Genomic DNA, 18,643 nt, shown 5'->3' on the forward strand with positions numbered 1-18,643 from the left:
ACTGTCAATGAGTGACTAGGTTTGTCTATGATAATGGCGTCTTAAGACTGTCTCTCGCCGTCCTCGTTCCTCGCCTCGTGCTTCTCCTTCTCTCAAAATTTGCTGATAAAAGAAAGATTTTTCCAATACTGACATATCCTATCTGGTAATTTGCCAATGTTAAGCAAGTTGCCATAATTCAGATGATTTGGTGCAACTCTTCTATCGTATTCACAGTTTTAATTGCTTGCTGAATTGCGGTTAATCGTTCTAAATCAGAAATCTGCGAGATTTCTGGCATTAGTTTTAATCCCTCATTGCCGAATTTTAGCTCCAAACCTAGTTCAATGCCTGATAGTATTCCTCGCCGCATTCCTCGTGCCTCGCCTCGTGCTTCTCCTTCTCTCAAAATTTGCTGATACCAGGGAGATTCGTTTAACACTGCCATATCCCACCTCATGATTTGCTGAACTAATGCACTGTCTAATACGAAGCTAGCAAAAAACGCTAAGACGGTTTCTAACTGATTTAATTGCTCGTCTGCGCGAAGAATTTGCAAAGCTTGTTGTATTGTGGTTTCTTCCGCGCCACCCTTTAGGATTGGTACAAAGGGAAGCAAAGATGGCACGGGTTGTTGAAAAGCTATCTCAACATCGACTTCCCAAAGATTTATTACGCGGTAGTCTTGACGTGCTTGCAAACCTGCAAACTCCGACTCGTAGCGTGTGGGAATATCGGCATCACTTTCTCTGAGGATGTTAATGAGTACTGGATAGGTGGGTAAATTGTACTTTTCTTCTGCCAGTGCTGCGTATGCCCGTATCCGTTTGGGCATTTCAGGTTTGTAGCGCAATTGTAACTCGTTGAGTACGAGAAATTGTCCATACTGAGGACTTTCGGCGCGGATTAACACATCACTCTCGCGGCTAATCCACTGAAATTCTGAGTTGAGAACTTCTCCAGCTACAATATTGGGAATTTGTGTTACCCATTTTACCCAGTTTTCCGGTGCGAGGCTGATTAATTTTTTGGTGCTGATGTCAGCGGATTTTGCCATATGAGAGTTGATGCGCTGTTGTGGCGATGACTCATTTTAGTAGGTTATGGGTAAAAAGGCGATCGCCCTGCTATAGGGCGGGCAAGATGCCCACCCCACAAGAGATAGGTAGGTGCGTTAGCGGAGCTTACCGAAGGTATCGCTTGTTTTTTGTCTGGTGTTTAAGGCGATCGCACCATAGTAAAAACCAGCGGGTGATTAAGCAAGATTTCTCATTAGAAAGTATGGTTATTACAGCAGAATTCAGGAGTCAGGAGTCAGAAGTCAGAAGTAAAATTCGCTCTATATCTGGCTCTTGAGTTAAAAAGGTGTACCTCATTAACTTGCAAACCGCTGTATATGGCGGTGCGCTCTTACGTTTCCGTCATTTTTTTGTTACAAACCATATCGAAAGGTGTGCCTAACACACCCTACAAAAATGTTATTTTTACTTTATAAATGACGTCTTATCTGTTCGTTTTAAAATATAAAAATTCTATTTCATTTGGGAAAATCGCTCGCGTCAGATTCCCGACAACTTCGACAAAATCAGGAATCTTGACCGTTTCAAATGTCTTTAGCAGATGCGTACAACAAGGTGAAATTTACCAAGAAAGAATCATCCGTCAGAATCATTCGTCAGAATATTGAACGCGTTTTCTCGTTATGAATCAAGAGTTCTGGTTTCTGAGTATTGGTCTGAAGCCCCCGAATTTATTCGTGGAAAAAAAAGAAAATTTTTCCATTCTTAAATCCCCCGGATTCCATCCGTGGGGATATTCCTAGCTGCGGTTCTGTGTTCTGCATTCTTCTTAAACAGACACAAAAAAATTAGGGTGGGCGACTCACCCACCCCTGACGCAACTTAACCTAAACAATTTAGACTGCAGCCGCCCCATAATTCTTGATTTGATTTGTCAGTTCCAAATTCTTTAACGCCGCTGCTGCTGCTTCTAAGTCATAAGGAAATGGTCGCTTATGGGGAACATAATCCCGCGCTTGAGGTGCTTTGTGACGCAACACTGCATTCACCAAAACACAGGGTTCTGAACTTAAATTAATCGCCCCGTGCAAAACTCCTGGCGGAATTATCACTAACTCAGGATGGTCTTCACTTAAAGGAATATACTGATATTGCTTATTAAGCAAAGTGACGATGACAAACCGTCCCTTAACGACTAGTAGTTGGTCTGTGTGCGTTTTGTGAACAAATAAATCATCTATTGTATTGGGCGGAACCTGTACCAGCATTGTTTCATCACTGGCTTGGGCGGTAAAGAATTCAACCATCCCTCCCTTGCTAGATTCCAGCCTACGGATTTCAATTCCCCTGTATTTACTCATATTAGTGTTGTAAAAGAGCATCGTAAAAATTGAAGCTTTGTCTTCAATCTTAGATGCTCAATCAAAAAAAATTGTTACTTTGGCAACAAAAGATGACCAAAGTATGGTAGGGGAACTGTTAAATTTATCCGCTGATAGAAACCTTCAAACTGCTGGGTTCTGCCAAATTACCTTCCAACACAACTCCCCGCTGATTTGCGTGTAAATGACGCAATATCTTGTAAATTTGCTCAATTTGGTTTGTTGCAGCTGCTTTTTGAGCAACCTGTTCCAGAGAAAGGGCGGTTTTTTCTGTTTGCAAAACTTCCAAGACTCGTTTTTGTAAGTCAAGAATGGCAGCGGCTGCTTTTTTACCAGCTTCTACGCCTGGTTGATGATAGGCGTTGACGTTCACTAAGCTGCCATAAAAACCTACAGCTCGCTCATATAAAGCAATTAACGCTCCCACTGTCCGGGGATTGACTTCGGGAATGGTGACAGTAATCGAGTCGCGGTGGTTTTCATAAAGCGCTTGTCGGGTTCCTTGGAGAAAACCAGAGAGATAATCGCCTGCTGTTGTTCCGGGGTCAATTTCTGTAGATGGACCCTTTCGGTCTTCCAAAACTTCAATAAAGGTAACAAAGAAATTCGCCACACCCTCGCGCAACTGCTGAACGTAAGCGTGTTGGTCGGTTGAACCTTTGTTACCATAAACGGCGATACCTTGGTGAACGATGTTCCCTTCTAAGTCTTTCTCTTTACCCAAGGATTCCATCACCAGCTGTTGCAAATAGCGACTGAATAACAGTAAGCTGTCTTTGTAAGGTAGGACAACCATGTCTTTTTCGCCCTGTCCATTGCCTGCATAGTACCAGGACAAAGCTAACAATGCGGCTGGGTTCTGTTTGATGTCAGGGACGCGGGTCGCGTCATCCATCTCTTTTGCACCCTGTAGCATAGGAAGAATATCGATGCCTTGCAATGCCGCTGGTAATAGCCCCACAGCAGACAACTCTGAGGTGCGTCCTCCCACCCAGTCGAACATAGGAAATCTTGCGAGCCATCCTTCGGATTTTGCTTGTTCGTCGAGCTTACTACCTGGCATGGTAATAGCGATCGCATAATTCGCAAAGTCCAAATTCTGTCCTGAGTAAGCTTTTTTGACTTCGAGCATGCCGTTGCGCGGTTCGGGCGTTCCCCCAGACTTGGAGATGACCAATACTAAAGTGCTAGCAAGGCGATTTCTCAGATGAGTCAAAATGCGGTCAATTCCTGCAGGGTCGCTATTGTCAATAAAATGAATCGCTAGAGGTGGAAAATCTGGGGCTAAAGCATCAGCAACAAATTCCGGACCCAGGGCAGAACCACCAATGCCAATCGAGATAATATCAGTGAAGCGGTTAGCTTTTGGAGAGTGAATCCCACCTGTGTGGATTTTTTCGGCAAATACTTCGATTTGCTCTATGGTTTCTACGATTTCTTGTGTGAGTTCTGGCGTAGGGGCTAAATCAGGATTTCGCAGCCAGTAGTGTCCAACCATGCGGTTTTCATCTGGGTTGGCGATCGCCCCCTTCTCAAGTTCCGCCATATCCGCGAAAGCTTTTTCAAACTTCGGCTGCAACTTCTCAACGAAGGCATCATCAAACCGCATCCTGCTTACATCGAGGTACAGTCCTAATCCTTCATGGAAATATAACCATTCCTGGTACCGTTGCCAAAGTGCCGTAGCGTCCATAGGGAAATCTCAAGTAAAGTGATTTTCAAAAACAAGTTTAAGCCAAGGAGCGGCATTCCCCTGTCTACCTTATACAGTTTTAAGTGTTGGCTGAATTATTCACCTTAAACATCTGGCATAGGTATGACCCTCGCTTACGCTCACAGCAGTTTTCACGTATTTGAACCACACTGTAAGGGCACAGCAAAGCTTCGTGTCCCTACGGCAAATTTTGTATCAACCTTAAAGTGAAACGGTATTAGACAGACGGGATAAGCATTGCTGACTCCTGAGTTCTAACTCCTTAGGTTTAGGGCGAATGAGGCTGACACGCAAGAATTTTACAATGGGACGATAGGACAAAGGCAATAACTTATAACTTATAACTTATAACTAATGACTGATGATTTCTTATGGTTGAATATCTCATTTTCTTAACGATTTCTACCTCAATTTTTGCTTTGTTCGGTCTGGGACTGAATTTGCAGTGGGGTTTTACGGGCTTGATTAACTTTGGTCATGTTGCCTTTATGACCTTGGGCGCGTACACCACTGTGTTGTTAACCTTAAAAGGTGTTCCTTTGTTGCTGTCAGCAATCATTGGCGCAGTTGTTGCAGCATTATTGGGATTGGCAATTGGTTTCTCGACTTTGCGTTTACGAGAAGATTACCTGGCAATTGTGACCATTGGCGTTGGCGAATTGATTCGTCTTGTGGTGAATAACCAGGATTTACCTGTGGGTAATGAGTGGAGGTCTGGAGCATTTGGTGTACAAAGTTACCCTATACCTTTAGCAACTCTTGTACCCAATATATTCATCAAACTTTTGCTGATTGGGGTGTTGACCCTACTTGCTGGTATCACTTTCTTCTCGTTGTGGCGATGGATTCGCGTTAATGAAGTATCAAATGTTGCTAATTTACACAAGAAAGTAAGTGGCAAGCAAGAATTCATATCACGCCTAGTCGTAGGAGTTTTCTTGGCAGTGTTAACAGTGGCTGTTTATATATCTGGTGCGATCGCCTTATATAACTACAACCCAACAGCAGGTTTGATGCTGATGTCACTGATAGTATTAGCTTTTGTGTTCTGGCGGCTGGAAATCTTAGTGCGATCGCCTTGGGGTCGAATCCTCAAAGCGATCCGCGAAGATGAAGAGATTCCCAAGGCATTAGGAAAAAACGTCTTTTGGTATAAACTCCAATCGCTGATGCTAGGAGGCGCTATTGCAGGTATTGCAGGTGCTTTCATTGCATGGCAACTTTCCGCAATTTATCCAAATAATTTTGAGCCACAGGAAACTTTTAACGCTTGGATTATCGTCATTTTAGGTGGTTCTGGCAATAATCTTGGCACAGTCTTGGGCGCGATCATTTACTTTATATACTATGAAGGGACGCGCAACTTAGATAAAATTATCCCTCTAGATTCAGACCGTTTAAGTGCATTGCGGATCATGATCATAGGTCTTATCTTGATGGTACTCATGATTTGGCGTCCTCAAGGTATTTTAGGGAAAAAGGAGGAACTCACCCTTGGCAAATAACGAGTCATCCCAATTTCCGCTGTTGTCTGCAACTGGGCTTTGCAAAAACTTTGGTGGGATTAAGGCAGTTGATAACGCCGAAATTCAAGTGCCAAGTGGTAGTATCACTGGCTTGATTGGTCCTAACGGTGCAGGGAAAACGACATTATTTAACTTACTCTCACACTTCATCCGCCCAGACAAAGGACGGGTGACATTCGACGGCGAACCGATACAGAACTTGCAGCCATACCAAATCGCCCAAATGGGAATGGTTCGTACCTTTCAGGTTGCCCGAACTCTATCACGCTTGTCGGTGCTGGAAAATATGTTGCTAGCAGCGCAAAAACAAACAGGCGAGAACTTTTGGCAAGTACAATTCCAACAACACAAAATTGCCCAGGAACAAAAAGCACTCAAAGAACGGGCGCTGTTCCTGTTGGAATCGGTGGGATTGGCACAAAAAGCATATGATTACGCTGGAGGGCTATCTGGTGGACAGCGCAAGCTGCTGGAGTTGGGAAGGGCGTTGATGACTGAACCCAAGTTAATTTTGTTGGATGAACCAGCCGCTGGGGTGAATCCCAGACTGATTGATGAGATATGCGATCGCATTATCGCTTGGAACAAGAATGGCATGACATTTCTGATCATTGAGCATAATATGGATGTCATAATGTCATTGTGCAATCAGGTTTGGGTGCTAGCCGAAGGACGAAATCTTGCCGACGGCACACCAGAAGAAATTCAGCGCAATTCCAAAGTTTTGGAAGCTTATCTGGGGAAATCAGCGTAGAAGTTACAAATTGATCTCGGTAAAAATTGCACATGAAGAAGGCAGAAGGCAGAAGGCAGAAGGCAGCTATTTCCTTCGTCTGAAGGCAGCTAGCTATGTGACCCGAAGCATAAATGCGTAAGCGCAAAGCGCAGGCTCCTTCATGTGCGAAGCGTCTCCTTAAGGAGAGGGATTTGATAAAGTTTGCACTCTATTATTTTTCGACCTACAAAAAAGCAGGGGCTGTCTTACCGTATGGCAGAGTACAGTGGTCTTTTATTTGTATAAATAAATACAATTTTTCCTTCTGCACCCCGCAGTATGCCTCATGCCTTTCTTCGGTAAAGCTTGGAAACTAGCTGGTAGTAGGCGCTTTAGCGCTAAAGCGCTTACTACATACCTTTAATTATTTACACCGACCTACTTACCTTAAAGTCATTGTTCAAGCATCAGCCTGTTTAGCATACCTTTGAGTTAATCCTAAAGCAGATTGAGCAGAGGGGAATGTAGAAGTCGCTGTTTGCACAGATAATTGATTCACTGTTATCGGTTGAGACTCATATTCTGTGTTAGTAATTACCAGTGGTTTGGTAACGGCTTGAGAAATTGTGGTTTCTGTAGTTTTTGTAGAAACAGGTGTAGAAACAACTGGTGCTACCTCTGTGCGAGCAACTGTATTTACAGCAGCTGTGGTTGCTTGAGCTTTGGTCTCATTTTCCTCCAAAAACCATTTCAGCTGAGACAGCGTTGGATTGGATGGTGAAAGCTTAAGCGCTTGAATTTGAGAGTCTTTTTCCGCTATCACCTGTTGGAGATTGGATAATTGCTTTTCTAAGTTAGAAGATTGATCTAAAGACTTTTGCAATCCCCACAGGATTGCACCCGCAAGTCCTAGTCCTAGACTGAACACGGCTCCCACTCCGGGAGAAACAATATCTTTGAGTTCACCATAGAAAATTTCTTGGCTCTCTGTTTGGATCTTCACAGGCTTAGACCCTTGCAGGGCTAAAAGCAACATGAAGGAAGCAAAGAGTGTACCTGATATCACTACGGTAGGCAGTAAGATTTTTTTGAACATAATGAAAACCTAGTGGTATCCAGCGTGAAGACAACTTCAGTAATCAAAGACCTGCACCCTTAATTAAACACTGTATCTGCACCCTAAACAATTTAAAAATCCCAAGTCAAGGTAACACAATGATGTAAATTATACTAACTTTCTCATCCAAAGTTAGTAAATGAGTTGAAGACTTGTTTGTATACTTTTGATGAAGAATATCAAAAATACTTAAAATTTTTGTATATTTTCTCTTTGCTCACCAACAAAATACTGTTTTTATGTATAAAAACTTCTTAAGTAGAGGATTTTTGAAGGCTGGGTGATAACACCCAATTGCCTTGACTTGTTGTCAGGCTAGTAGTATTTACTACTTTTTATTGCTGTACAACACGCGAATACACCCCATTTTCCCTTCGTATCAACTGGTAGCTGATTAACTCTCGGCGTAAAGTGGCGTAGTCAGGATGGTAGCACTTGAGAATTTCATTGACTGTGCGTTCCGAGTACTTCACCTCCACGTCAAATTTGCTTACCAACCATTTGAGAATCACTAAGCGCTTTTTGCGGCTGGCGGGAATTTCTTTAAGGCGATCGCCCTCAATGTAAGTTTTGAGAATCTTGCTCTCCCAGGCTTCAGTATCTACATCCTCAATCAAAGAGGCTATTTTCTCAGGCGTGAAAATCTCTTTGCTCATGCTTTGCAACGCTTCGCTATCCAACTGGTACAAATGAGCATTGCCCTCTGGGCGCATAGTTACCAAATTCAGTTCTTTGAGTTTTGCTAAATGATGCGATACAGTTGGCTCCTTAAGTTGTAGTAACGCTGCCAACTCCTCGACGCTACACTCCTGATTTGCCAGGATACCCACAATTTTGAGTCGGCTTTCATCCGCCAACGCTTTAAAAAAACGCAGCAGAATTTTAAACTCCTCATTGTTCATCTTTTGTTATGATGTTCTTAGATATCGATCTAATTAGATGTGCATGAAATTGCCGTGCTGTTCTGCTTCGATGCAGCACGAGCCTGGTATTGGGGATTTTTGAATTTATGTTAATTCTGTTACGAATTACTAAGAAGCTTTAGATTTCTTAAGTAGTTCTTTACATTTCGCCATGTTTCAAGACTCGCCAAATAGGCAAGGAAGAGAAGAGTATGCTTAATCGTGGCATTTCACTTGTACAAGCAGCAAAATACCTACAAGTAGAACAGTCAACTCTGTATACGGCTTTGCAGAAAGGACAAATTCCTACTAGGAGAAGGAATGGACGGACTGTAGTGACTCACGGAGCTTTATTGGATTATCAAGCTAGAAAACGACCCTTGTTATAAGAATTTCAAAATACACAATTAAAAATTCCAAATTTTTTCCTTCATGTATTCAAAATTGAGGATGCTGTTGAATAAACCTCTTACTTTGAATATCATTTTCAAATTTGAAACTTATAGCGGTTCTCAATTGTATGCATTGCCGTGCCCCTACTTTGACTTTGTTCTACTTAGAAATATAGCGATTCTAACTATAGGAGCGCACAGCTTGTCACAAGACATTGCTCAATGCGAATGACCAACAAATGACTTCTTAAGAATCCACTGGGAAATCATTAGCATTAATATATTGAATCGCCTCCCAATAAGCGATTGAACTCCTGTTTGATGATTGCATAACACTCACAGGTGGCATCTTGGAGACCTTCTCTATCAAGAATTGTCATTTTGCCGCGCTTGTAGGTGATTAGCCCTGCCTTCTGAATAATAGCGGCAACCACACTCACGCTAGCACGACGCACCCCCAGCATTTGCGCTAAGAACTCTTGAGTGAGGGGAAACTGGTTTGACCCCACTCGGTCTTGGGTCATCAGCATCCAGCGGCAAAACCGCTCTTCAATCGAGTGCAGGCGGTTGCAAGCAGAAGATTGAGCGATTTGGTTAAACAGTGCTTGCGTGTAGCGGAGCAGCAGTGTGTGAAGGGGGCTACCTGGAGTGATTTCGCGTTGGAATACATCTGCTCTCATTCTTAGGGCTTCGCCAGGGATTTGCGAAAAAGCCTCACCAGGAATTGTATTGGCTCCCAGGAATACGGGCAGACCAACCATTCCTTCATTGCCCACCGTACCCACTTCCACTGCATCGCCATTTTCCATAAGATTGAGCAGAGAAACGACGCCATAGTTGGGGAAATAGATGTAGTCGATGGGTTCGTTGGGTGTATAGAGGATTTGCCTGTATTCTAGGGGTACTAGTTTTAGGTAAGGCTCGAGGCGTTCCTGTTCCTCTGTTGGCAGGGCAGCCAGCAGCCGATTTTTTAGTGGTTTAGGTTGGTCTTGGGACGCGGACATAGGAAGCCTTTTTGAGCTAGTTGTATCTATCAGATAACTCACGGCATTGCTCAAAGCCTTCTGGCGAAAGATGAACTCTGTTGTAAAGAATTTATGTACCCAAACGTACAGAAATTTTTTACAATATAATAGGGTTAAGTACGCTTGCGTACATAAGCGTTCTACTTCAGCTCACATACTCAAGTAGGCAACAACATCATCAGGTGAGAAAGAAAAACGTGATTTCGCAACAAAAACACAGAGTTATCTCGGACTTGCCCAATGTTGCCTACAAGGTAGTAGCGATCGCCGCTTCAAAAGGTGGACTGAAAGCGATTAGCCACATTGTTTCGGCATTGCCAGGTGACTTTCCGGCAGCGATTATTGTGGTACAGCATTTGTCTCCCCAGTACCCCAGCTACATGGCGGAAATCCTCAGCCGCCGCACGGCTTTGCAAGTGAAGCAGGCAGAAGAAGGAGATTTGTTGCGTCCAGGGACAATCTACATGGCTGTTCCTAACAAGCACCTGCTGGTTGATCCAAACGGTACCCTGTCGCTTTCAGATGCACCAAAAGTGAACTTTGTCCGCCCCGCAGGTGATAAACTGTTTACGTCAGTGGCGGAAAGTTTTAAAAGTCGAGCGATCGCGGTCGTCCTTACTGGTGGAGACGGTGATGGCGGTTTGGGGGTGGTAGCCATCAAAAAGTCTGGCGGTATAGTTATCGCTCAAGATGAGGCGAGTTGCGAGTGTTTCAGTATGCCCCAATCTGCTATTAACACTGGGACAGTCGATTTCGTTCTTCCTCTAGATGCGATCGCCAACCAATTAGTCAGCCTGGTTATGACAGAAAAAGTAGCCTGACAAGAACTATCGCCAGAATCGAGCCATTCATCTGGCGGACGTTCGTCCGCCAGATGAATGGCTTTCAGATTTAGTCTGGTTGAACTTTGCCTGACGGCTGATGAATGAAGCTTGAGAACCAATAAACTTAATTCCCACTTCATTAAATTGAGCTTTAACTTCTCTAAACTGAGCCTGAATTCCCTGAGCATACTCTCTAAGCATCCTAGATTTCGCCCTAATTTCAGTAGCTTGCTTTGTCACCTCCGTAAACTTAGTTTTTAACGCGTCAAAATTAGTGGATGTGTAATTGTTTGGCTCAGTTGACGAAGGTTTAATAGAATATGAGTTGTGTATCTGCTTTAACTCTAAAGGTTTGACAGGTGAATTATAGATAGCGCTCAGGAGTTCCGCTAAAGTTTCATTGACAGGCTTTTTACTTACCAAAATTTGTTTAACTAATTGTTTAGCCTGATCAAGGGTTACCCACGGTGAATTAAGTGCAGCACACAAGTCCTCATTTGTATAACGCAACTCTTGCTTTATCTCTTCGATCTCTAACTGTTTGTACTCCAATAGTTGCTTGAAAGTTTCTATTTGCTCGCACAAAAGCTCTACTGTATCCTCAATTTCCGGTCTTTCACCAGAGTCAAGGTCAATTGAATCTGTAACAAGATTATCTGCATCACAATTGGTATTTTCTGGGAGTTGCTCAAGTCCCTGAACAACTTGATTGCTTTTGCATATAGACTCTGTGTTATTTAATAATAATAAAACCTCGTTTAAAATCGAGCCTGGGTCGCTTTTTTGGTAACCAGGCTCGAAGTTTTCTAACAATGTTGTCTTGATAGAGTCGTCCAAATTATCCATCTATTTTGGTAGCAATCTTCTCAACTTGTTTTACTAGAGAGCAAGTAGCAAGTTTTATTATTATTAAATAATCATGTACAATTCTTGCATTTGCCACAAAGCTCTAGTCTATTGCTTTGCGCTCTCGTTTGTCTGTCCGCTACCGTACTTAGTAATACTAACAAGTTTTAATACTAAGTTCAAAGACAGTACTGAGTACTAAGTAGCAAAAGTGAGCAGCATTGCTCATACTAAGTTGCAGATCAAAACCTCACCCCTAACCCCTCTCCTTAACAAGGAGAGGGGAAATAAAGCGCAGCTTTATTGGGGTGAGGTGTAAATTATGAACGCAACTCAAAACCTCACCCCTAACCCCTCTCCTTGTTAAGGAGAGGGGAAATAAAGCGCAGCTTTATTGGGGTGAGGTGTAAGTCATGAACGCAATTCGGTATCAGGACTGAGAACAACTCATGGAGAGGTTGGTTCCTCCACCGGACGCACAATTGCGGGTGTTGTAGGTCTTTTTTGTTGGAAGATGGCAGCAAGTGCTTGTTCCAAAGTTTCTGCCATGACAATCCGGTTATTGTAGGCAACAATTACCCTAACAAATGTTGGCAAGCTATTTTGTTCAGCTTCTATATAAAGGGGTTCGACATACAGCAGCGATCGCTCAATCGGAATCACTAACAAATTTCCTTGAATTGCTTTTGAACCTTGGCGGTTCCACAGAGAAATTTGCTGCGAAATCAGTGGATCTTGGTTAATCAAAGCTTCAATTTGTTCGGTTCCATAAACCAATTGCTGCTTAGGAAACTCATAGAGCAACAATTTGCCGTATTCTTCCCCATCGGAACGCGCTGCTAACCAAGCAATTAAATTTGCGCGTTGTACAGGCTTGAACGGCAGTAGTAAGATGAACTCTTCTGATTGTGCTTGAGGTAGTCTCATTATCAAGTAGTAAGGCTCTACCTGCTGCTGTTTGCTACCGTAAATTTCGTTGGGGATTTGCCACAAGTCTTCCCGGTTGTAGAAAACCTGTGGATCTGTCATATGATATGTTAGCAATCGCTCGGATTGGATGCTGAAAAAGTCTTGGGGATACCGGATATGGCTGCGAAGAGCAGCTGGCATTTCGTCTAACGGTTTTAGTAAGTTGGGGAAGATAGCCCCGAAAGTATGAATAATTGGATCTGTTGGATCAGCAACGTAGAAATTGACAGTGCCATTGTAGGCATCGATGACAACTTTTACAGAATTACGAATATAGTTAAATTCATGTTTGCCTGGGTCAGAATACGGGTAGCGATCGCTTCTGGTGTAAGCGTCAATCACCCAATACAGATAAGTCTTTTCACCTTTGATATCTGTTCCTCCCCCATCTGCAGCAACGAGATAGGGGTCAGTATCGTAGTGTAAAAAAGGAGCGATCGCCTCCACTCGTTCTTTAATATTGCGACGAAACAGCAACTTGGTTTGTGGCGTGAAATTGCGCGTCAGCAGCATCTGCCAATCTTTAAGATATTGGGCAAATACTAAACGCCGCCACACAGAACTAATCGAAATTCCACCGCGTCCATCGTAGACGTTATAGGCATTATCATTGGCGCTGGGATAATCCAATTCTTGGGTTTTTGTCCCCGTCATTACATAAGTGTTGGTCATTTCCCCGTAGTAAATGCGCGGTTGACCAATGGGAATACTTGAGCGAACTGATTGATTTGATATCTGCAATGAACCCTCGTTACCAGTATCATCAACTCCAATATCTTGGACGTAGTAATAAGGTAATCCACCTGGAGCAACAACATTCACAGGGCTGAGTGTAAAGCCGTAGCCGTGAGTATAGATAAGATGTTTGTTGATCCACGTCTGTGCTTGCGCGGGAACGCCGCTATAGTCTAATTCCCGGGCTGCTATGATTGTTTGTTGCTTTTCAGTTCTGTTTTCTTGTTTTAGGGTGTAGCGGTCAATGTCAGCGTCGGGAAACTTATAGTAAGGTCGGATTTGTTGCAACTGGCGGTTGCTTTCTAACAAAGGGCGTGTATCCCACAACCGGATATTGCGAATCGTTAAGTCATTTTCTTGCAAATCAGCCGCCGTTAGTTGACCTCGCGGGTCAAAAGTTCTCGCTTCTATCTGGTTTAAATGAAAAGCTTCTCGGGTGAGGGCGATAGTGCGCTCAATGTAAGGGCGTTCGCGGCTCAGTTCATTTGGCTGCACAACCAAGCGTTGTACGACTGAAGGTAAAATTTCGCCAGAAATCGCCGCTACTAATATGTATAGTCCTAATGCGTAAATTATTTGGGGTGGATAGGGAATTGGTTTAAAACTTGTTTTCCTTGCTCTTGACAAAACAATAATTCGCAGTAGCAAGTAAACGGCGATCGCCACTGCCAAAAGACTTAACCCGGTATATATCGGCAATAGCACCTTAATATCGGTGTAGCTAGCACCATAGATGACGCCACGGGTGGAATACAAAAGTCTGTAGCGTGCATTCCAATAATGCAGGGCAATACTCAACATGAATAAGCCACTTAAGGCGTTTAAGTGGACTCGCTGCGGTACAGAAAACCCTGCAAAGCTTCCCTCACTCAGACTATTTGCCGAAAGCAAGTAAATTAACGCTACTGCAGCGACGCCAAACAGAAACAGCCCTACTAGCCAAAATGCCAATAATTCCCGAATCGGTAGGGAGAAGACATAAAAGCTAATATCTCGGTTAAATAAAGGTTCGGTGCGGTTAAAACTTGTGGCATGAAAATACTGTAAAACTTGATCCCAATGTGCCGATAACAGGAAACCCAGCAGCAAACAGACGAGGAGGGCGATCGCTCTTAAGCAAAACTCATAATTAATTAAAATTGCAATAGTCAACCCCAGCAGCAAACCCAACTGCACAATTGGGATACCAATCTCCTGCAAGTGCAATTGCTGCGACACCTGCTTTAACCAAGGTGACAATGGCAACGTAGTGCTGGGCAATTTAATATCTGGATGCCAAAAATCTAAAGCTTGCTGACTGTAATAAATGAGTATCAACCCCACGACAGCACTCAGCCCTAACACCACTGGCAAAACCAAGCCCAATCTTATTCCTGAGTCCTGAGTGGAGAGGTGAGGACTCGGAATTTTTGAATTTTGAATTTTTGAATTTTGAATTTTTAATTTTGAATTGTCTTGTCCTTTCTGGGGGTACTTCAGTCTAGAGGCGACAATAAAATTGCTGAGTAAAAAACCTACCGAGGTAAAGAAGACAACTGACCACACCCCTAGTTGCGTTAACAAGCGCAACAAAAATTCTCGTAAATATCCAACTTCACCAAACCATAAGACTTCTGCTGCTAGGTGTGAGGCTAAATCAAAAAATAGCCACATACCCAACACCAGAATCACCCATAAATACGCTTGTCTTATCAATTTCAGATTTTTTGGAAATTCGACCATTGAGCCATCTCCCCGACATAAATGTACGGGGATTCTGGCTAGAAGTTGGCGCCAACTTTTCGTCCGAACCTATTTGCATAGGATGACTATCTGGTCAACGTTTTCTAGCTATGGGTCGAACCGCTCTGCCGCTCTACCAGGGACACGGGTTTTCGGACTAGCCTACTAATCTCGCAGTTTAGGTCAACGCTTTCATACCGACCACGGGAGCGGCTCCGCCCCTCAGCATATGAAAACTTTCCTGATTTCTTGTCCAAACAACAATGTTCCAGTACTTTCAACCGTGAACGTTGGACAAATACAATGTGGCTTAAGCATTTCCTTGCTAGCTCCAATGGAGTCTATGTATCTCATCACCACTTAATTAATATGATTGCATATTTTCTCAAGAAGTTCCAAAGTTTTACTGCACGGCAAATAAATTTGCCCGCGTTCACATTCTTCACCCCGATATAAATAACATACAAGTTTCAATTCATTTAATTTCTTGAAACTTGTATTTCGGGGCTACCACGCTCCCGCGTATTTTAGGTGTCTTCAGTTATGGCGACACACCATAGAAGTAGTAGTCAGAACTGTAATTGACTGATACTTGAGCACCTGCTTGGGCTTTGTCGCATCCTTTGGCAGGGGCTTTGCCAGCCACGGTGTCCACCCTTTGAATGTATTTTACATTGCTGAAGATACCATTGCCCTCGTTTGATGTTGCTTCCAGCAGCAACCAGGGTATGGCGTTTTGTTTGGGTGAGTTAGCACGGGACTTGAGCGCACCTACAACCTTGCTGCCATCATTTCCTTCCCAAGTCGGACCAGCGTAGTGCTTACCAATAGTCTGCCCTTTGTTGTCGAATAGGTCAGCCTCTGGTGCTTTTAAAGTCCACTCGAATTGGTTGGGATTGTCTGCTTTGGCGTCGCACTGATAAATTTGCACCCCCTTAGCATTCAGCTTTTGCAGAAGCGTCTGTCCCGCCGGCACTTGCAAGTTGTCGGGAACCTTTGGCGATGTCAACTTTTGTTGTTGCTTTTGAGTTAATCCAGCCTGCCCCATTAACAAAGGAAGCAAAGGAAGTAGGACAAACCATGTCTGTTTAAATTTGCCTGAGTTCATAGCTTAATGACCTCATAACCTACAATATTCAGCTAAACTGCTCTTCGACATCGAGGTTAAACAACTTTTGTAGAGTCTGCATACAGTGGCGTCTTGCCTCAACATCTTGCTGAGCTCGCAACTGTACCATGGGGTCATGTAAAATTTTGTTAACAATACCTCGTGTCAAGGCTTCGATAACTTCTTGATGTTTTTCGGCAAATTCTGAACCTAATCTCGACAAAGCTTTTTCGAGTTCTTGTTCGCGGATGGTTTCGATTTTATTCCGCAAACAGCTGATTGTGGTGACCGTTTCAAGCGATCGCCACCAAACATCGAAAGCTTCCACCTCCTGTTCTAAAAGTGCTTCTGCTTCCTGGGCTATTTTGCGGCGACTTTCTTGGTTTTGCGCCACCACCGCTTTTAAGTCATCCACATTAAACGCCTGCACGTTTGCTAGTGCGTTGACATCAGCATGGACGTTGCGCGGTACGGAAATATCAATTAACGTCAAACGTCGGCTGGGTTCCAAAACCATCTCCAATTTGGCGCGATCCAGAATTGGCTCTGTCGCTGACGTACTTGTAAATACCAAATCACATTCGGTAATTACTGAAATCATTTCCGAGAGCAAGCAAGTCTTGATCGATGGTTCCGGGAACTGCTTGACCAATTCCTCCGCCCGCGCTAGAGAACGATTTAAGATACAGATTTGGTCAGCGCCTTTAGAAAGTAGGTGTTGTACTAGCAACCGCGACATTTTGCCAGCGCCCAGAATTGCCACCCGACAAGCCGCTAAATTTTCCAATTTCATGTGCGCCAACTCCACAGCAGCAGAACTGATGGAGACTGCACCAGTGCCAATGCTGGTTTCAGTTCGCACCCGCTTACCTGCTGTAATGGCTTGTTTAAATAATCGATTCAAAACTGTTTTTATACCGTTGTATTGCTGTCCCAGTTTGTGAGTATTCTTCACCTGAGCCAGAATTTGACCTTCTCCAAGTACCAGGCTATCTAAACCTGCAGCAACACGCATCAAATGCATCACAGCATCTTGATGTAGCAAAACAAACAAGTCTTGCCGGAGAAATGTCACTGGTAACTTACTGTGTTCTGACAGAAATTGAGTTACTTCTCGGATACCCTGTTCGGTTTCTTGGGCAACAACGTAAATTTCCAGGCGGTTACAAGTGCTTAGTATTGCGACTTCTTCAATATGAGGATAGCTAAGCAGGTGCGCGATCGCCCCTTCGGTTTGTGGTTCTGGAATACTCAGCTTTTCCCGGACTTCTACTGGGGCTGTTTTATGGCTTAACCCCACCACTGCTATATTCATTTGCTAAATGGTAATTGCTAATCGGTATTTGGAAAAAGTTAGGAGTTAGGAATAAAGTTAGGAGTTAAGAGGAGCCAGTGCGTCGGCTACTGGCGTCTTTGGAGTTAGGAATAAAGTTAGGAGTTGAGAGTCAAGAGTTAGGAAGAAAACTCATAACTCCTTTTTTCTCACTCCTTTTTTCTCACTCCTGACTCCTCACTCCTGACTCCTCACTTTCTAGTGCAGCTGCACAACCTTAGGCTCTTCAAACATATGAATGGTATCCACAAAACGAGCGGTTTTTGACTGGTTGGAGATAACCAGGCTTTGAGTTCTTGCTCCGCCGTTGAAGAAGCGTACACCTTGCATCAGGTTACCACTGGTGATACCGCTAGCTGCGAACAGAACAGTTTCACCAGATGCCAGTTCATGAGCATCGTAGACCTTATCAGGGTCATTGATATTCATAGACTTCAAGCGATCGAGGTTAGCTTCTTTACTTTCCCCAATCAGACCTGTTTTGACTACTTCTGGATCGTAGATCAGTTGTCCTTGGAAGTGTCCACCTAAAGCACGCATAGCAGCTGCGGAAATGACACCTTCAGGAGCAGCACCGATACCCATGAGGGCATGGATATTCGTACCAGCAAAACCACAAGATACGGCTGCGCCCACATCACCATCCGAAATCAGCTGCACTCTCGCTCCGGCTTCGCGAATTTCTTTAATCAACTCGTTGTGGCGTTCGCGCTTCATAACAACTACCACAAGTTCTTCAATAGAGCGGTCTAAACACTCGGAGAGAATCTTGAGGTTTTCGGTTGCTGACTTGTTGATGTCCACCTTGCCCTTGGCTGCTGGAGGTGCTGCTAGCTTCTTCATGTAGAAGTCAGGAGCAGCAAATAATCCTCCTTTTTGTGAAATTGCCAACACTGCCATCGAACCAGGTTGTCCGTATGCTACCAAGTTGGTACCTTCACAGGGGTCAACGGCGATGTCAATTTCGATTAATTCATCTGGGTTACAGAAGTCTTTGGCATCTGGACGCGAGCAAATACCCACTTCTTCCCCAATGTATAGCATGGGAGCGTCATCGCGTTCGCCTTCGCCAATAACGATACGACCACGCATATAAATTTTATTCATTCGTTCCCGCATGGCTTCCACAGCCACTTGGTCAGCCGTATTCTTTTCACCTTTTCCCATCCAGCGTGCGGATGCGATCGCGGCTTGCTCAACTACCTCAATAATTTCTAACCCAAGTGTATTTTCCACAAATGCCCTCTCAATTGCTTGATTTCGCGTCGTTCCAGAAACCTGTTTCAGTTTTCAAGTCTACCAAAGGGCGGATACCTATGGAAAATAGTATCAACT

General features: G+C 43.8%; 16 protein-coding genes. 5 read left to right on the forward strand and 11 right to left on the reverse strand.

The window, feature by feature from the left end; all coding sequences use genetic code 11:
- Positions 1-178 precede the first annotated feature (178 nt).
- The gene (locus tag ACM0OZ_RS06920; protein ID WP_414582062.1) at positions 179-1,036 is read right to left on the reverse strand and encodes an Rpn family recombination-promoting nuclease/putative transposase; all 858 of its coding nucleotides are present in this window, start codon (positions 1,034-1,036) and stop codon (positions 179-181) included.
- Positions 1,037-1,062: 26 nt separating this feature from the next.
- Between ACM0OZ_RS06920 and ACM0OZ_RS06925 the strand changes: the two genes are divergently transcribed.
- Complete coding sequence (locus tag ACM0OZ_RS06925) at positions 1,063-1,335, forward strand: hypothetical protein (RefSeq protein WP_414582063.1); 273 nt, start codon at positions 1,063-1,065, stop codon at positions 1,333-1,335.
- 559 nt (positions 1,336-1,894) lie between these two features.
- Here the strand turns inward: ACM0OZ_RS06925 and ACM0OZ_RS06930 are convergent.
- A complete protein-coding gene (locus ACM0OZ_RS06930) occupies positions 1,895-2,359 on the reverse strand; it encodes a dTDP-4-dehydrorhamnose 3,5-epimerase (protein ID WP_414582064.1) in 465 nt (154 codons plus the stop codon).
- Between the two features lie 124 nt (positions 2,360-2,483).
- Positions 2,484-4,073 carry a glucose-6-phosphate isomerase gene (locus ACM0OZ_RS06935; protein ID WP_414582065.1) on the reverse strand — a complete coding sequence of 530 codons (1,590 nt, stop codon included), beginning with the start codon at positions 4,071-4,073 and terminating at the stop codon, positions 2,484-2,486.
- Positions 4,074-4,465: 392 nt separating this feature from the next.
- Here ACM0OZ_RS06935 and ACM0OZ_RS06940 point away from each other — a divergent pair, with 392 nt between their 5' ends.
- Both ACM0OZ_RS06940 and ACM0OZ_RS06945 read left to right on the forward strand, forming a co-directional pair.
- Positions 4,466-5,599, forward strand: a complete 1,134-nt coding sequence (locus ACM0OZ_RS06940; protein WP_414582066.1) for a branched-chain amino acid ABC transporter permease — start codon at positions 4,466-4,468, stop codon at positions 5,597-5,599.
- Positions 5,589-6,374 carry an ABC transporter ATP-binding protein gene (locus ACM0OZ_RS06945; protein ID WP_414582067.1) on the forward strand — a complete coding sequence of 262 codons (786 nt, stop codon included), beginning with the start codon at positions 5,589-5,591 and terminating at the stop codon, positions 6,372-6,374. The genes ACM0OZ_RS06940 and ACM0OZ_RS06945 overlap by 11 nt, the downstream gene beginning before the upstream one ends.
- 421 nt (positions 6,375-6,795) lie before the next feature.
- On the opposite strand, the gene ACM0OZ_RS06950 is transcribed toward ACM0OZ_RS06945, so the two are convergent.
- Both ACM0OZ_RS06950 and ACM0OZ_RS06955 read right to left on the reverse strand, forming a co-directional pair.
- On the reverse strand, positions 6,796-7,431 hold the full coding sequence (locus ACM0OZ_RS06950) for a hypothetical protein (protein ID WP_414582068.1): 636 nt from the start codon (positions 7,429-7,431) through the stop codon (positions 6,796-6,798).
- Between the two features lie 356 nt (positions 7,432-7,787).
- Positions 7,788-8,354 (reverse strand): metalloregulator ArsR/SmtB family transcription factor, encoded by a 567-nt coding sequence (locus ACM0OZ_RS06955; RefSeq protein ID WP_414582070.1) that lies wholly within the window; start codon positions 8,352-8,354, stop codon positions 7,788-7,790.
- Between the two features lie 212 nt (positions 8,355-8,566).
- On the opposite strand from ACM0OZ_RS06955, the gene ACM0OZ_RS06960 reads away from it, so the two are divergent.
- Positions 8,567-8,743: a helix-turn-helix domain-containing protein gene (locus ACM0OZ_RS06960; RefSeq protein ID WP_414582071.1), complete on the forward strand. Its 177-nt coding sequence runs from the start codon at positions 8,567-8,569 to the stop codon at positions 8,741-8,743.
- 278 nt (positions 8,744-9,021) lie between these two features.
- Here ACM0OZ_RS06960 and ACM0OZ_RS06965 read toward each other — a convergent pair whose 3' ends face one another.
- Positions 9,022-9,750, reverse strand: coding sequence for a Crp/Fnr family transcriptional regulator (locus tag ACM0OZ_RS06965; protein WP_414582072.1), 729 nt, complete (start codon positions 9,748-9,750; stop codon positions 9,022-9,024).
- Between the two features lie 203 nt (positions 9,751-9,953).
- Here ACM0OZ_RS06965 and ACM0OZ_RS06970 point away from each other — a divergent pair, with 203 nt between their 5' ends.
- Positions 9,954-10,592: a chemotaxis protein CheB gene (locus ACM0OZ_RS06970; RefSeq protein ID WP_414582073.1), complete on the forward strand. Its 639-nt coding sequence runs from the start codon at positions 9,954-9,956 to the stop codon at positions 10,590-10,592.
- 27 nt (positions 10,593-10,619) lie between these two features.
- Here ACM0OZ_RS06970 and ACM0OZ_RS06975 read toward each other — a convergent pair whose 3' ends face one another.
- From ACM0OZ_RS06975 to glpX, 5 genes are all read right to left on the reverse strand, one after another.
- Positions 10,620-11,441 carry a hypothetical protein gene (locus ACM0OZ_RS06975; protein ID WP_414582074.1) on the reverse strand — a complete coding sequence of 274 codons (822 nt, stop codon included), beginning with the start codon at positions 11,439-11,441 and terminating at the stop codon, positions 10,620-10,622.
- Positions 11,442-11,888: 447 nt separating this feature from the next.
- A complete protein-coding gene (locus tag ACM0OZ_RS06980; protein WP_414582075.1) occupies positions 11,889-14,867 on the reverse strand; it encodes a UPF0182 family protein in 2,979 nt (992 codons plus the stop codon).
- A gap of 541 nt (positions 14,868-15,408) precedes the next feature.
- Complete coding sequence (locus ACM0OZ_RS06985; RefSeq protein ID WP_414582076.1) at positions 15,409-15,975, reverse strand: DUF3455 domain-containing protein; 567 nt, start codon at positions 15,973-15,975, stop codon at positions 15,409-15,411.
- Positions 15,976-16,003: 28 nt separating this feature from the next.
- Entirely contained in the window at positions 16,004-17,290 is a 1,287-nt protein-coding gene (locus tag ACM0OZ_RS06990; RefSeq protein WP_414582077.1) for a glutamyl-tRNA reductase, read from the reverse strand.
- Between the two features lie 216 nt (positions 17,291-17,506).
- Positions 17,507-18,544 carry a class II fructose-bisphosphatase gene (gene glpX / locus ACM0OZ_RS06995; protein WP_414582078.1) on the reverse strand — a complete coding sequence of 346 codons (1,038 nt, stop codon included), beginning with the start codon at positions 18,542-18,544 and terminating at the stop codon, positions 17,507-17,509.
- Positions 18,545-18,643 lie beyond the last annotated feature (99 nt).

Origin of the sequence: Scytonema sp. PCC 10023 (genome assembly GCF_963920835.1) — a bacterium.
GTDB lineage: Bacteria > Cyanobacteriota > Cyanobacteriia > Cyanobacteriales > Nostocaceae > Kalymmatonema.